This is a genomic window from Paractinoplanes bogorensis, from assembly GCF_018829635.1.
In the GTDB taxonomy this organism is placed as follows: Bacteria; Actinomycetota; Actinomycetes; order Mycobacteriales; family Micromonosporaceae; genus Actinoplanes; species Actinoplanes bogorensis.
This window is the reverse complement of sequence record NZ_JAHKKG010000012.1, coordinates 327620-341823: the sequence shown is the minus strand read 5'-3', so window position 1 is coordinate 341823 and position 14204 is coordinate 327620. Positions and strand designations below refer to the sequence as shown.

At 72.1% G+C, this 14204-nt stretch carries 9 protein-coding genes and 1 pseudogene; 3 read left to right on the top strand and 7 right to left on the bottom strand.

Features of this window, described 5'->3' with window-relative positions:
• The first annotated feature begins 97 nt into the window (after window positions 1–97).
• The 3 genes from KOI35_RS35625 to KOI35_RS35615 all read left to right on the top strand — a co-directional run bounded on the left by KOI35_RS35625 (window position 98) and on the right by KOI35_RS35615 (window position 7447).
• Window positions 98–1456 (top strand): UDP-glucose dehydrogenase family protein, encoded by a 1359-nt coding sequence (locus KOI35_RS35625; RefSeq protein WP_246614260.1) that lies wholly within the window; start codon window positions 98–100, stop codon window positions 1454–1456.
• 106 nt (window positions 1457–1562) lie between these two features.
• Complete coding sequence (locus KOI35_RS35620) at window positions 1563–6650, top strand: SCO7613 C-terminal domain-containing membrane protein (RefSeq protein ID WP_215793073.1); 5088 nt, start codon at window positions 1563–1565, stop codon at window positions 6648–6650.
• Window positions 6651–6835: 185 nt separating this feature from the next.
• Window positions 6836–7447 (top strand): histidine phosphatase family protein, encoded by a 612-nt coding sequence (locus KOI35_RS35615; protein ID WP_215793072.1) that lies wholly within the window; start codon window positions 6836–6838, stop codon window positions 7445–7447.
• Between the two features lie 68 nt (window positions 7448–7515).
• Here KOI35_RS35615 and KOI35_RS35610 read toward each other — a convergent pair whose 3' ends face one another.
• From KOI35_RS35610 to KOI35_RS35580, 7 genes and pseudogenes are all read right to left on the bottom strand, one after another.
• Window positions 7516–7959 carry a SitI3 family protein gene (locus KOI35_RS35610; RefSeq protein WP_215793071.1) on the bottom strand — a complete coding sequence of 148 codons (444 nt, stop codon included), beginning with the start codon at window positions 7957–7959 and terminating at the stop codon, window positions 7516–7518.
• An 11-nt stretch (window positions 7960–7970) separates the two neighbouring features.
• Window positions 7971–8332 (bottom strand): annotated as a pseudogene (locus tag KOI35_RS47910) (CdiA C-terminal domain-containing protein).
• 229 nt (window positions 8333–8561) lie between these two features.
• A complete protein-coding gene (locus KOI35_RS35600; protein ID WP_308121295.1) occupies window positions 8562–10034 on the bottom strand; it encodes a substrate-binding domain-containing protein in 1473 nt (490 codons plus the stop codon).
• 75 nt (window positions 10035–10109) lie between these two features.
• Entirely contained in the window at window positions 10110–10532 is a 423-nt protein-coding gene (locus tag KOI35_RS35595; protein ID WP_215793070.1) for a glutaredoxin domain-containing protein, read from the bottom strand.
• Window positions 10533–10541: 9 nt separating this feature from the next.
• Window positions 10542–11039 (bottom strand): 5-(carboxyamino)imidazole ribonucleotide mutase, encoded by a 498-nt coding sequence (gene purE, locus KOI35_RS35590; protein WP_308121294.1) that lies wholly within the window; start codon window positions 11037–11039, stop codon window positions 10542–10544.
• Complete coding sequence (locus tag KOI35_RS35585; protein WP_215793069.1) at window positions 11040–12182, bottom strand: 5-(carboxyamino)imidazole ribonucleotide synthase; 1143 nt, start codon at window positions 12180–12182, stop codon at window positions 11040–11042.
• 28 nt (window positions 12183–12210) lie between these two features.
• Complete coding sequence (locus KOI35_RS35580) at window positions 12211–14196, bottom strand: thioredoxin domain-containing protein (protein WP_215793068.1); 1986 nt, start codon at window positions 14194–14196, stop codon at window positions 12211–12213.
• Window positions 14197–14204: the final 8 nt, after the last annotated feature.

Below are 14204 nucleotides of genomic sequence, written 5' to 3'. Positions count from 1 at the left end.
GCCTCGGCCCCTCGCTCACGGCAACTCGTCAAAGCAAAGCTATGTTACTGGCGCGTAGCGTACGTCCACCAGGGTCGGACTCGTTATGACAGGTGTGATGCGCTTGTCATTTCTGGGCACCGGTTACCTCGGGGCCACCTACGCCGCCTGTTTCGCCGAACTCGGCTACGACGTGCTCGGCTACGACGTCGACGAGGCGAAGATATCCAGGCTGGCGGCCGGGGAGGCGCCGTTTCACGAGCCCGGCCTGGACGATCTGCTGCGCCGCAACCTGGCCGCGGGCCGGCTGCGCTTCACGACGTCGATGGACGAGGTGGCCGGCTTCGCCGATGTGCACTTCATCTGTGTCGGCACCCCGCAGCGCCCGGACGGGATGAGCGCCGACCTCACGTACGTGGAAAGCGTCGTGACCGCCCTGGCCCCGCGGCTGACCCGCCGGGCGCTGATCGTGGGCAAGTCGACCGTGCCGGTGGGCACCGCGGCCTGGGTCGAGCAGCTGGTGGCCAAGCACGCCGACCCCGGCCTGGGGATCGAGGTGGCCTGGTCACCCGAGTTCCTGCAGGAGGGCTTCGCCGTCGACGACGTGCTGCGGCCCAGCCGGATCGTCGTCGGCACGCACTCCGAGTGGGCCCGGGAGCAGCTGCACGCGGCCCACAAGGGCGTTTTCGACCTGGCCGCGACCGAGGACCGGGACGTGCCGGTGGTGGTGACCGACTTCGCCACCGCCGAGCTGGTCAAGGTGGCCGCGAACGCCTTCCTGGCCACCAAGATCAGTTTCATCAACGCGATGGCCGAGGTCTGTGAGGTGGCCGGGGGCGATGTGACGCTGCTGGCCCGCGCGATCGGCTACGACCGGCGGATCGGCAACCGCTTCCTGCAGGCCGGGCTGGGCTTCGGCGGCGGCTGCCTGCCCAAGGACATCCGCGCGTTCCAGGCCCGGGCCCAGGAGCTGGGGGCGGGCGAGGCGCTGCGCTTCCTGCACGAGGTCGACCTGATCAACATGCGGCGGCGGGGACGGGCGCTCACGCTGGCCGCCGAACTGCTGAACAGACCGGTCGGTCCGGCCGGTGCCGACCTGTCCGGAACGACCATCGCCGTCCTGGGCGTCACGTTCAAGCCCAATTCCGATGACGTACGCGACGCGCCCAGTCTCGCCGTCGCGTCCGCGCTGGCCGCCGCGGGAGCCGACGTCCGCGTCTACGACCCGCAGGGCATGCCCAACGCCCGCCAGGAACAACCCTTCCTCACGTACGCCCCCTCGCTGACCGCCTGCGTGACGGACGTCTCCCTGGTGGTCGTCGCGACCGAGTGGGCCGAGTTCCGCAACGCCGACCCGGTGCTCCTGGGCGATCTGGTCGCCGCCCGCCTGGTCATCGACGGCCGGAATTGTCTCGATCCGGCCCAGTGGCACCGCGCCGGGTGGACCTACCGGGGGATGGGACGGCCGCCGTTGTAACCGTCTGCGCGTTTTCTATAGATGTCGACCGCGGTGAGCCTGTTCTAATGAGGTGTCGTACCGGCATGCTCTAGTCAACGGGTCGGCGGCAGGTCGAGGAGGTTCCGTGGCGCAGGCTGAACAGCCCGACGGCTACGACGATGAGCTGGCCCGCATCGAGGCGTCGATCGCGGATCTCAAGATCCGTGACATGGCCGCGGCCAAGGAACGCACCCAGATCGCCGCCAAGATCCAGGCGGCGCAGTTCCAGCGCGACATCCTGTCCCACGCCAACCAGCAGAAGAAGACTTCCAAGTCCCGGCGCGTACGTCGTCGGCCGGCCTCGGATTTCCCGCCGCCGCCCCCGCCGACCGGCGCCCCCGCAGACGAACCACCACCGCCTCCGTCCGCCGGCCGCACCCGGCCGTCAGGTCCGCCGCCCGACTGGTCGAAGCCCGGCACGCCGCACACCGGCCCGCCCGGTGTCGCCAGCGACGGCGTGCAGGTGCTGGTCGACGATCCACCCCCGACCGAACGGGTCGCCCCGGCCCCGCGCCGCACGGCCGGCTTCACCGGCGCCGAGCACCACCCGCCCGAGGCGTCCTCCCAGTCGGTGCAAAATATCCTGCTCGCCCTGGGCGCGCTGCTCATCGGCGTGGCCGCGGTGGTCTTCGCCGGGGTGGCGGTCGACAACCCGTTCGCCCGGGCCTTCATCCTGGCCCTGTGCACCGCGATCGCCCTGTTCGCGGCGCCCGGCATCGCCCGCCGCGGCCTGAGCTCGACCGGCGAGACGGTGGCCTGGGTCGGCCTGATCCTGCTCCCGCTCACCCTGTTCGCGCTGCACGGCAGCTCGGTCACCGGCGGCGAGAGCACCCCGGTCCCGCTCTATCTGGGCATCACGTTCGCCATCACCGCGGTCGCCGCCTTCCTGTACGCGGGAGTCACGCGCCTCGCCTCCCCGCGCTACGCGACGGTCGTGGCCGTGCAGCCCGTACCGCTGCTGCTGGCCGAGCCGATGATCCAGAGCCCGGCCGGCTGGGGCATGGCCCTGACCGTGGTCGCCGTGCTCGACCTGCTGCTGCTCACCACGGTCATCCGCAGTGGCCGGCTGCTGCCCCAGTGGCCGTGGGGCCGTCCCGTGCCCGCCGACCGCGAGATCGTCGACCCCGCCCCACCCCGGCCCGAAGCCGCCGGCGAGGAACCCGACCTGGTCATCTCGGGCATGACCGGCCAGCGTCGCGGAGGCTGGCTGCGCAGCCGCATCTTCCCGGGCCCGCGTCCCGAGGGCGCGCCCCCGGCGGGCTCGGTCCCGGTCGAGCTGCCGGCCACCCCGCCCTCGGCCGACTGGCTCCGCGAGCTGACCTTCGCCCTGCTCTGCGTGGCCGGCGCGGGTGCGCTGCTCTATTCGTCGGTGGCGCTGCTGCAGGCCCGGGTGCTGCCCGACGCGCTGCGCTCCGGACTGGTGCTGGTGCTGGCCGCGCTCACCGCGTCGGCCGCGGCCTACCTGCTCGACAACCTGACCGCCCGCAACATCGCCGGCGGCGTGCTGACCCTGGCCGTGATCGGCGCGACCGCCCGGATCGCCGACGTCGTCTCGCCGCACTGGACGCTGGCCGTCGCCGCGGCCGTCATCGCGATCACCGGCGCCGTGGTCACGCTGGTGCCGGCCGACGTACGCCGCGGCCCGCAGATCGCCTCGGCCTTCGCGCTGGCCATCATCGGCCTGGTCCTGGTGCTCAACTGCATGCGGGCCGCGCTCGCCCCGCTGCAGGCGGCCCGCCCGGTCTGGGACGCCGAGACGGCCGGCTACGCCGGGCGGATGGCCGAGGCGGCGGGCGAACTCGGCTGGCTGCTGGCGTTCAGCGCCCTGCTGGTCACCATCGCGGCCGCCCTCGCCCTGCCGCCCAGCCTGCGCACCGAGGGCGCGGTCGTGGGCATCGCCCTGACCGCTCTGGCGCTGCCCGCCTCGCTCGGCCTGAACTGGTCCGAGGCGCCCTGGCCGCTGGTCATCGCCTCGGTCGCCATCGGTGCCGCCGGCCTGGCCGCGACCACCCGCCGGATCGCCATCGTGCATGTGGCCGCGGCCGGTGTGGTCGGCCTGTTCGGGGCCGGGGCCGCCCTGGGCGCGGCCTGGCTGACCGCCGCCGTGCTCACCGCACTGGCCGGCGCCGGCGTGATGATCGCCGTCGCGGCCCGGCAGATCCCGATTCGCCTCTACGCGTGGCTGGTCGGCGACTGGGCCTCCGGCGCGGCCGCCCTGGCCCTGCCCGGCGCCGTGGTCACCGCCGCGCTGGCCGTGGCCGACCGGGGCGACGGGCCGCCGCCGACCGAGGCGGTCACTGTCCCCGCGCTGGCCGTCGGCTTCCTGGCCGTGGCGGCCACGCTCAGCTACGCCGCCGTGTTCCAGGTGGCCCGCCGCGACGTCAGCCTGCCCCTGACCGTCGGCACCGGCCTCGGCGCGATCGCCCTGGCCCTGGCCGCGCTGCTCGCGCCCGGCGCCACCGCTCCCGACGTCTGGGTCGGCGCCCTGCTGCTGGTCGCGGCCGGCCTGCTGTTCTTCTCGAAGTCGATCGACAACGGCCGGCGCAGCGACCGCCTGCTCGACGGCCCCGACATCGCCGCCGCGGCCGCCACCGTGGCGATCTGCGGCGCCCTGGCCCGGGTGTTCGCGCTCGCCTTCCCGGCGGCGCCGCTCGCCGTGGCCGGTGTGGTCGTGCTGATCGTCGCGCTGGGTGTCGCCGTGCTGCCCGAAGACTGGAGCCGCGGGCCCAACCAGGGGCTCGCCGCGGCCGGCGTGGTCGTCGGGGCGATCGCCGGATATCTGGCGCTGGCCGGTGCCGTCCGCATGCTGGCCGTTCCGGCCGACCTCTGGAACGCCGACCTCACCACCTATCCCAGCCCCGGCCCGGGCGCCTGGCAGGCACCGTTCACCCTGGTCGCCATCGCGATCGCCGCCGCGCTGGCCGCGCCCCGCCCCTGGTCGCACCTGTTCTCGGCGATCGCCGGGGCGCTGGCCGCGATCGGGGCCCCGTTCGCGCTCGGGCTGCCCTGGTGGTCACCGCTGCTGATCGGCGGGGCGGTCGGGGTGGCGTACGCGATGGCCGCGGTCGCCGCCCTCGAACCGATCGCCGCCCTGTGCCGGGCCGGAGCGGCCGCCGTCGTGCTGCTGCACGCCGTGATCGCCTGCCTGGCCCGCCCCTGGTCCACCGCGCTGTCCCTGCTGCTCGTGGTGATGGTCGGCGCGCTCACCGCGGTCATGGCCCGCACCCGGGTCGCCCCGATCGAAGACCCGCCGCCCGGCACTCCCCTGCCCCCGCCCGGCCGTTTCTGGTCGCCGTCCACGGTCACCGAGACCGACCTGGCCCGCGACGACACCGGCATGCCCCGGCACCGGGCCCAGATCGGCGGCGCGGCCACCGGCGCCATCATGCTCGCGCTGCCCGGCGTCCTGGCCTCGGTCGCCGCCGACCAGGGGCACAACGCGCTCGTCGTGCTGACCGCGGCGCTGGCCGCCTCCAGCCTGAGCCTGGCCCTGCTGGCGCTGGCGGGCCGGCTCATCCCGCAGTTCCTGCCCTGGGCCACCGTCGGCCTGGTGCTGGGCGCGACGATCACCGCCTTCGCCTCGATCCCGACACCGCACCCGACCGCCCTCTACGCGGCCGCGGCGGCCCTGCTCGGCGTGATGGCCGAACTGCTGCGCGGCTCGATCCCCGCCCCCGGCCTCACCCTGGCCCGCGAGGGGGCGTTCTCGGGCAACCGTTACCGGGCCCGCCGCTGGACCACGGCCCGCCCGATCGGGCTGACCAACCGCTGGCTGGTCGACCCGGCCACCAGCGCGATCGTGCTCGCCCTGGTGCCGACGCTCCTGGCCATCTTCTCGATCGCCCCCGCCCTGCGCGCGGCCCTGATCGACCCGCTGGGCCAGATGACCCACATCTGGGACGGACCGATCCCGGCCCTGGCCGACCCCTCGTCGGGCTACGTCGACGGCGCCAGCGTGCTCGCGATCGTCCTGCTCACCGGCGCCTCGGCGCTGGCCGCGATCGGCTTCGGCGGCCGCGCGTCCGAGGCCGTCCCGGTGATCATGCCCGGCCTGGCCATCACCATCCTGATCACCCCGATCGCGCTGAACGCGGCCTACCCGACCGCCACCACCGCGGCCCTGGTCGTCTTCACGATCTCGATGCTCGGCCTGGCCCTCACCCCGCCGCCCGCCGGCCGCCGCTCGTCACTGCTCGGCACGGTCCGCGCGATCGTCTTCGTCATCGGCCTGCTGGCCGGCAACGCGGGCCTGGCCGGCAGCCTCGCCCAGCAGCGCCTCACGCTGTTCACGCTGGGCAGTGCGATCTTCGTCGGCCTGGCCGCCGCACTGGCCGGCCGCAGCCGCCACGCCCGCGTGCTGGGCTGGGTCTTCGCCGCCGTGATGGGTCAGTTCTTCGTGCTCACGGCCGCGATCGCGGCCGGCGTCGAACGCCCGTGGGCCGCCTTCGGCGTCCTCGCCGTCGGCGCCGCCCTGCTGATCCTCGAGGCCACCGTGCCGCGGCTCGGCCTCCCGCAATACCGCGCCGAGGCCACGACGATCGAGTGGAGCGGCTACGCGTCGGCGCTGCTGGCCGGCCTCATGGCGTGGGACTCACCGGCCCATCTGGCCGCGTTGCTGGCCGCCTGGGGCGCGGTGCTCGGCCTGGCCGCTGCCCGCGTGGGCCGCCCGCCCAACCAGCGCCGGGCCCTGTTCTGGACCGCGGTCGGCTTCGAGATCGTCGGCTGGTGGCTGTTCATCGCCCTGTCCGACGTCGCACTCCCCGAGGCCTACACGCTGCCGTTCGCTGCTCTGGCCCTGCTGGTCGGCGTCATCGAGTCGCGCGACCGCCCCGACCTGAGCAGCTGGGTCGCCTACGGTCCGGCCCTGCTGGCCGCGTTCGTCCCCACGATCGGCATCGTGCTGGCCGGCAACGGCGGCGAACTCCGCGAGGTCCTGCTCCTGCTGGGCGCGGTGGCCACCCTGATCATCGGTTCCCGCAACCGCCAGCAGGCCCCCGTCGTGGTCGGTGCCGCGGCCACCCTGATCGCCGCGATCCACTTCGCGGTCACCCTGGTCGGGCCGTGGCTGGTGCTGGTGCCGCTGGGCGTGATCCTGCTGTGGGTCGGCGCCACCAACGAAAACCGCCGCCGCACGCGCGAGGGTCTGCGCGGCGCTCTGGTCCGGATGCGATAAGAGCTTTCCCCGCCCGGCGTTGCTCTACGGCAGCCCCACCGGCTCGTCGGGCAGCAGCGGGCGCATGAACGTGCGGTCATAGCGCAGCACGCAACCCGACTCGTCGCGGATCCGGTCGGCCGCGATGAACTCGGGGTCGTGGCCGAACCGAGCGCGGTGATCACGCCCGAAACTACATTTGCGGCATGCGCACGCTCTACGTCGTCACCCACCCCGAGGCCACCCATCACGTCGACGGGCTGGTCGGCGGCTGGTTCGACTCCGACCTCACGCCGGCCGGGCTCGCACACGCCGCGAAGATCGCCGACGCCCTGGCCGCACGTACGGCAGCAGCCGAGATCTACTCGTCCGATCTGCTGCGCACCCGCCGTACGGCCGAGGTGATCGCGTCCCGCCTCGGAACCGGGGTCGTCTGGGACGGCGGGCTGCGCGAGAAGTCGTACGGGAAAGCCGGTGGTTGCCCTCAGTCCTGGTTGGACGCGCGTTTCGTGCCGCCGCCCCGCACCGGCGAGCGGATGCGGCACGACGAAGGTATCCCCGAGGCCGAAACCAAATACGACCTGGCCGCACGCGTGTACGCCGCGATGGACCGCATCCTCCGTTCGGACGCGGCCCATCAGGTGGTGGTCACGCACGGCATGGCCGCGACGTTCGTCGTGGCCGCGTGGATCGAGATGCCGCTCGAGGCGGCCGGGCGGGTCGCCTTCCGGTTCTCACCGGGCGGCATCACGACGCTCCACGAGGACGACCGTTTCCACAATCATGCCGTGGTCAGGCTCAACGAGGACGTTTCCTGAGAGCGAAGTGCCGCAGGCATGGTCGTGCCTAAGCCGCGGCCGAGCGACCGGCCACCGAGTTTCCGGGCTCACACCACCTGGTCAGCCCCGTCGTAGTAGGCCCACCAGTCGTCGCGGTGATGCTTGACGAGGGTGCCGTTCAGACGGGTGAAGAGCAGGTTGTCGCCGTTCTGCACGAAGGCGGCATCTTCCCCACCGCTGTCGAGCACGCGACGGACGAACGGCAACATGTTGAGCACCGACCGCTGGAGGTCGGCCGCCTTGTCCAAGCGGAAGGTCAGCGACACGAAGGGCGCCGGTTCCCACTCCCACCAGCCCGCGTCGCCCTGTGCGCTGACATAGCGATCTGGCCCGCTTCGCACGGTCAAGGTGAACCCGCGCCGGTCGGTGAGGTCGACCGAGAGCAGCGGTGCGTTTCCCGTCGGGCGGTCGTCCGGTTCCGCTGAGGCACGTTCAGCGACCTGATCGACCGACGACCGGCCGGCGAGGATCAGCACGTACTCGATAGCCATCCCGTCCACCCTCACTCATCCATCAGCGGCAGCTCGATCTGAACGACCTCACCGTCCCGCGTGATGGCCTTCACTTCCTTCAGCCCCTCGATCGGCCAGTCCAGAAATTGTCGCCGAAGCGCGGTGAGATCTCCGGACCAGTCCTCCAGATTCACGACGACCCGCTGCGTCTGTCCTTCTTTCACCTTGTCCTCCGCCTCCCACCAGATGCCGCGGACGGGCTTGCCGTCGTCGGGCGAGTAGCAGTCGAAGACACGGCCCTCGATCAGGTAGTCGGGCCGCGTCTCCGGTCGGCCAGTGTCTCCGGACTGATGCCGGGATGCCGCGACCCGTTGGCCGGACGCGTCGGTCTTTCGTGGAGTGCGTGTTGGATGTCCGCTCGGGGATCCGCCCGGGCTGCCGGTGCTCCGAGTGACCGATTCACCGAGCCGGCCGACCTGCGCCTTGCCGGCGGTCCGGATCTCGGCCTCTCGGATGGATCCCGGTTCGTCGCCGCCGTGAGAACGAGGTCGACCGCCACCGGTCCCTCCGGTGGCTCGTCTCCTCCGCCGTGCGGGCGCTTCGCCACCAGCCCATTGAAATCGACGGCGGCAAATGCGGGCTCAGTCGGCGGGGACGGCGGCCGGATTCGGGTGGCACAGCTGGGGATTGGCCAGCTCGGCGCAGGGGCGGTCGCCGTGGGCTCGGATGATGTCGGCGCCGACCTGGTTGGTCAGGTAGCGCAGGAAACTGGCCGCCAGTGAATGTGCGTCCGGGTCGCCGAACGTGTAGCCCAGTTCGGTCTCCCAGAACGGGTACGTGCCGTGATCAGCGTCGTCGACCGTTGCCGGGTGGCCGTCGATCCGGACCAGGGCCGAGCCGGACCGGCCGGTGGCGGCACCCAGTTCGCTGTAGCCGAGGGCACCCGGTGTATCCGCCACGGCCCGCAGCACGTCCTCGGTGGAGTTCCGGGCGCAGCGCACCACCCCGGCCGGCGTGCCCGGGTCGCGATCACGGCAATTGTCGGAGTTCGATCCGGGCTCGCGCACCCCGCCCAGCACCCGCCGCTGGAAGGCGGCCCGCGTCCCCGAGCCGGGATTGCGGCTGATCAACCGCACCGCCTCGTCCGCGCCGCCGATCTCCTTCCAGTTGCCGATCTCGCCGCGATAGAGCCGCCGGATCTGGGCCGTCGTCAGGTCTTTTACGCCCGTGTCCGCGTTCACGACCAGCGTGAACAGCACGAACGCGATCGGCCGGGCGACCAGGCCGGGCATGCCGTCGGGTTTCTCGCCGTCCGAGAAGGCCAGCTCGCCGGACTGGTCCAGGGCCAGCAAACCCTCGCCGCTGCCGCGCATCTCGAAGGCGAACTCGGCCGCCGGGCAGACGTCCTGATAGGACCGGGCCGCCTCGCGAATCACCGGTTCGAACGCCGTCGACCCGCTGATCGCCAGGCGGCCCTCGGCGCAGTCCAGCGGCGTCCGGGTGTCGCTGCGCAGGAACACCAGGGACTGCGCCACGACCAGCACGACCAGGAAGGCGATCAGCATCATGGCCCGCCTCGACGTTCCGATGCGGCTGCGCGTCTCGATGATGCGCCCGTCGCCGACGCCGCCCTTGATCGTGCCGACGACGATCGGGTCGGGATAGGCGCCGTCGGTCTTCTTCCGGCCGTCGGTGCTGTCCAGGGCGGCCAGCACCTTGTAGTGGTCGTGCCGGTTCATCGGCACTTTGGGCAGTTCGACGAGATCTTCCCGTACGGTCAATCCGCTCAGACTCGACCGCAGGTTCTCGTCACTCAACTCGGTCACCACCACACCCACGACACGACGGCCGGGGAAGCTGACCCTGATTCCGGCGCGGTCGTCATCCCGTACGGCGTAATCGTGCTCGTCGATGTTGGTGCGTCCGGTGTTCTCGATGCGGAGCAGGACGATGCTCGGGTCGACGAGCGGCACGCCCTCTTTGCTCAGCTCGCCCAGTGCCCCGGGCGCGGCCGTCTCGCCCACGTCGTTGGCCGTGGTGTCCATCTGGACGCGGTAGCCCAGACGCTTACGGCCCTTGACCAGGAACTCGTAGATCGCCGCGATGCCCGGCACGACGATGCCGAGTGACGCGAGCGCAACACTCCACCAGAAGTCGATGCCTCGAGATTAGGGGCCGCGCTTGAACGGCTAGTGAAGGTTACGGACCAGCTGAGGTGAAGGGTTCACATAGGACTCGCCGGGCGTGACGACCGTCGGCACCGTCTCGTTGCCGTCGGCCACGGCTCGCACCGAGGCGGCGGCTTCGGGATCGGTCCAGATGTCGACCCAGTGGTAGCGGCCCGCCTCGCGCGCCAGCACCGTACGCATCCGTAGACAGTAGGGACACCCGGGGCGCCAATAGATGATCGGGCGGCCGTCGGCGGCCTGTGCGGCCCGAGCCGTGGCGTCGGTGACCGAGCGGGGAAACGCCGGCGGCGAGACCAGCACACCGAGGACGACGAAGACAGCCAGGAACACGACGCCGGCGAGCACCGCGCCGTCACCGATCAGGGGCACGCCCGCGATCAGGCCGGCCGCGAGCAGAACGATCGACGGAAGCCAACGTCGCATGGGCCGAGGCTACCCGAGCAGGCGCTCGCGGAGAGCGGCGTCCTTCTCCTCGACCAGCTTCTCGAGCGAGGCCTGGAAGTTCGCCATCTTCGTCCGCAGTGCGGGGTCGGACGCCCCGAGGACGCGTACGGCCAAAAGCCCGGCATTGCGCGCCCCGCCGATCGACACCGTCGCCACCGGCACGCCGGCCGGCATCTGGACGATCGACAGCAGCGAGTCCATGCCGTCGAGGTGCTTGAGCGGCACCGGCACCCCGATCACCGGCAGCGGGGTCAGCGCGGCCACCATGCCGGGCAGGTGGGCCGCTCCCCCGGCGCCGGCGATGATCACCTGCAGGCCACGGTCGGCCGCCGACTGGGCGTAGGAGACCATTTTTCCGACCGTACGGTGGGCGGACACCACCCCGACCTCGAACGGCACCTCGAACTCGGCCAGTGCGACCGCCGCCGCCTCCATCGTGGGCCAGTCCGAGTCGCTGCCCATGATGATCCCGACGCGCGGCGCCACTTATCGGCCCTCCTGAAGCCACTGGGCGGCACGGACCGCGCGGGCCCGCACCGAGGTCATGTCGTCGCCGAGCACGGTGACGTGCCCGATCTTGCGGCCCGGGCGGACCAGTTTGCCGTAGAGGTGCACGCGAGCGCCCGGGTCTTGGGCGAAGAGGTGGTGCAGGCGCTCGTCGATCGACATGCCGCCCGGTTCGCCGCCGAGCACATTGGCCATCACGACCGCGGGCGCGGTGAGCGAGGTCTCGCCCATCGGATAGTCGAGCACCGCCCGCAGGTGCTGCTCGAACTGCGACGTGCGGGCGCCCTCGATCGTCCAGTGGCCGGAGTTGTGGGGGCGCATCGCGAGCTCGTTGACCACGATGCCGTCGTCGGTCTCGAACAGTTCGACGGCGAGCAGGCCGACCACGCCGAGCGAGTTGGCCAGGTCGATCGCCAGCTGCTGGGCCTCGAGGGCGAGTGACTCGGACAGGCCGGGCGCGGGGGCCAGCACCTCGACGCAAATGCCGTCCTTCTGCACGGTCTCGACCACCGGATAGGCCGCCACCTGCCCGAACGGCGAGCGGGCGACCAACGCGGCCAGCTCGCGGCGCAGCGGCACCTTCTCTTCGACGATCAGCGAGGTCCCGGTGGCGACCAGATCCTCAGCGGCCGCGGGAGAGGACAGCATCCAAACACCGCGACCGTCATAGCCGCCACGAGTCGCTTTGGCCACGACCGGCCACTCGCCGCCGGAGAAATCGGAAATGTCCGAAGCGGTGGAAACGTGGGCCCAGCGCGGAACCGGCGCCCCCAACTCAGCGAGCCGCGAGCGCATCGAGCCCTTGTCCTGCGCGTAAAGCAACGCCGCGGAACCGGGGAAGATCTTCACGCCCTCGGCCTCGAGAGCGGCGATGTGCGCGGTCGGCACATGCTCGTGGTCGAAGGTGACCGCCTCGCACCCCTTGGCGAACTCGCGCAGAGCAGCCAGATCGGTGTGCGAGCCGAGACGCACGTCGGCCGCGACCAGGGCGGCGCTGTCGTCGGGCGAGACGCTGAGCACGCGCAGCGACTGGCCGAGGGCAATGGCGGCCTGGTGGGTCATCCGGGCCAGCTGGCCACCGCCCACCATGCCGACTACGGGCAGACCGGTTCGGGTATCCATGACCCGCCCAGCCTAGCCAAGCCCCAGCTCAGGCCAGGCGGGAGGTCAGGTCGTCGGGCGAGGTCACCGGCCGGTCGCAGACAAAACCGCGGCACACGTACGCCGTGGGCAGCCCACCCTGCAGCGGCCGGTCGGCGAGCAGCGGCACCCCGGCCCGATCCGGCTCCCCCGCGACGATCACGGTTCCGGGCGGAGCGTGCCGGTACGCCGCGGCCAGCAGCGGTTCCCCGGCACCGGGCGGGGCCACGATGGCGATCTCGTACGGCCCGGTCAGCGCCGCCTCGGCCACGGCCGCCGCATAGCCGGCGTAGCGGGGATGCGTGCCGATCACCGGGCCACCCGTGGCCAGGGCCGCGTCGGCCGCCTCGCGATAGCTGGGCTCGCCGCTGAGGGCGGCGTACGCCACCAGAGCCGCACAGATCGCCGACAGCCCCGACGGCGTGGCGTTGTCGGTCGGGTCGGCGGGCCGGGTGACCAGGCGTTCGGTGTCGTCGGCGGTGTCGTAGAACCCGCCGTCACCGGTCCCGAAGTGGGCCAGCGCCGCGTCCAGCAGTTCCCGCGCCCGGTCGAGCCAGACCGCGTCGGCGGTGAGCTGGTGCACGGCCAGGAACGCCTCGGCCACGCAGCCGTAGTCTTCGAGCACCCCGACCGGTTCGCCCACGACGCCGTCGCGCGACACGCGGCGTAGTCGCCCGTCGATCACGTGCCGGTTCGCCAGGACGTCCGCGATCTGGACCGCCGCATCTTTCGAAACGCCGGTCAGAACGCTGTGTTCGACCAGCGCGGTGACGGCGAGCCCGTTCCACGAGGCCACGACCTTGTCGTCGCGAGCCGGCTGGGGCCGGGACGCGCGGGCGTCGAGCAGCCGCCGGCGAACGTCCTGCCAGCGGGCGACCAGCGACGGATCGGCGGCGTCGATGTCGCGGGCCAGCACGAGCACGCTGCTGCCGTGCTCGAACGTGCCCGCCTCGGTGACCCGGAACAGGTCGGCCGCCCACTCGCCGTCCTCCTCGCCGAGCGCCTCGACGAGCTGGGCGGGCGTCCACGCGTACGTGAGACCCTCGACCCCGGCCGCGTCCGCGTCGAGGGCCGAGGCCAGTCCGCCGGACGGGGTGCCCAGGTCGCGTACGAGGAACTCGGCCGTCTCGTCGGCGATGCGGCGGGCGTATGGATCACCGGTCAGCCGCCACAGCTGGGTGTAGACCCGCAGGAGCAGGGCGTTGTCGTAGAGCATCTTCTCGAAGTGCGGCACTGTCCAGGTGGCGTCGACCGAGTAGCGAGCGAACCCACCGGCCAGCTGGTCATAGATGCCCCCACGGCCCATCCGCTCGGCCGCGGACCGGACCGCCTCGAGCGCCTCTTCGGACCCGGTGCGCTGGTAGTGCCGCAGCAGGAACAGCATCGACATGTGCGGCGGGAACTTGGGCGCGCCGCCGAAGCCGCCGTTCGTCGTGTCCTGCTCCTTGAGCAGGCCGGCGGCACCGGCCGCCAGCAGCTCGGCCGAGATCGGGGCTCGCGGCCCGCCGACCAGTTGCGACCCGCCGATCGCCTTGACCACGTTGGCGCCCTGCTCGATCACCTGATCCCGCTGGTCGCGCCAGGCGGTGGTCACCGAGGAGAGCAGGTTGGCGAAGTTGGGCCTGGGATAGTAGGTGCCGCAGAAGAACGGGTCACCCTCGGGCGTGGCGAAGACGGTCATCGGCCAGCCGCCCTGCCCGGTCATGGCCTGGGTAGCGGTCATGTAGACGGCGTCGACGTCGGGCCGCTCCTCCCGGTCGACCTTGATCGCCACGAAACCGTCGTTGACCAGCTTCGCGATCCCCTCGTCCTCGAAGGACTCGTGGGCCATCACGTGACACCAGTGGCAGGCCGCGTAGCCGACCGAGATCAGCACCGGCACGTCCCGGCGTCTCGCCTCGGCGAACGCCTCGTCGGACCACTGCCACCAGTCGACCGGGTTGTCAGCGTGCTGAAGCAGGTAGGGCGAGGTCGCGCCGGCGAGACGGTTGGCCATGCCCCCAG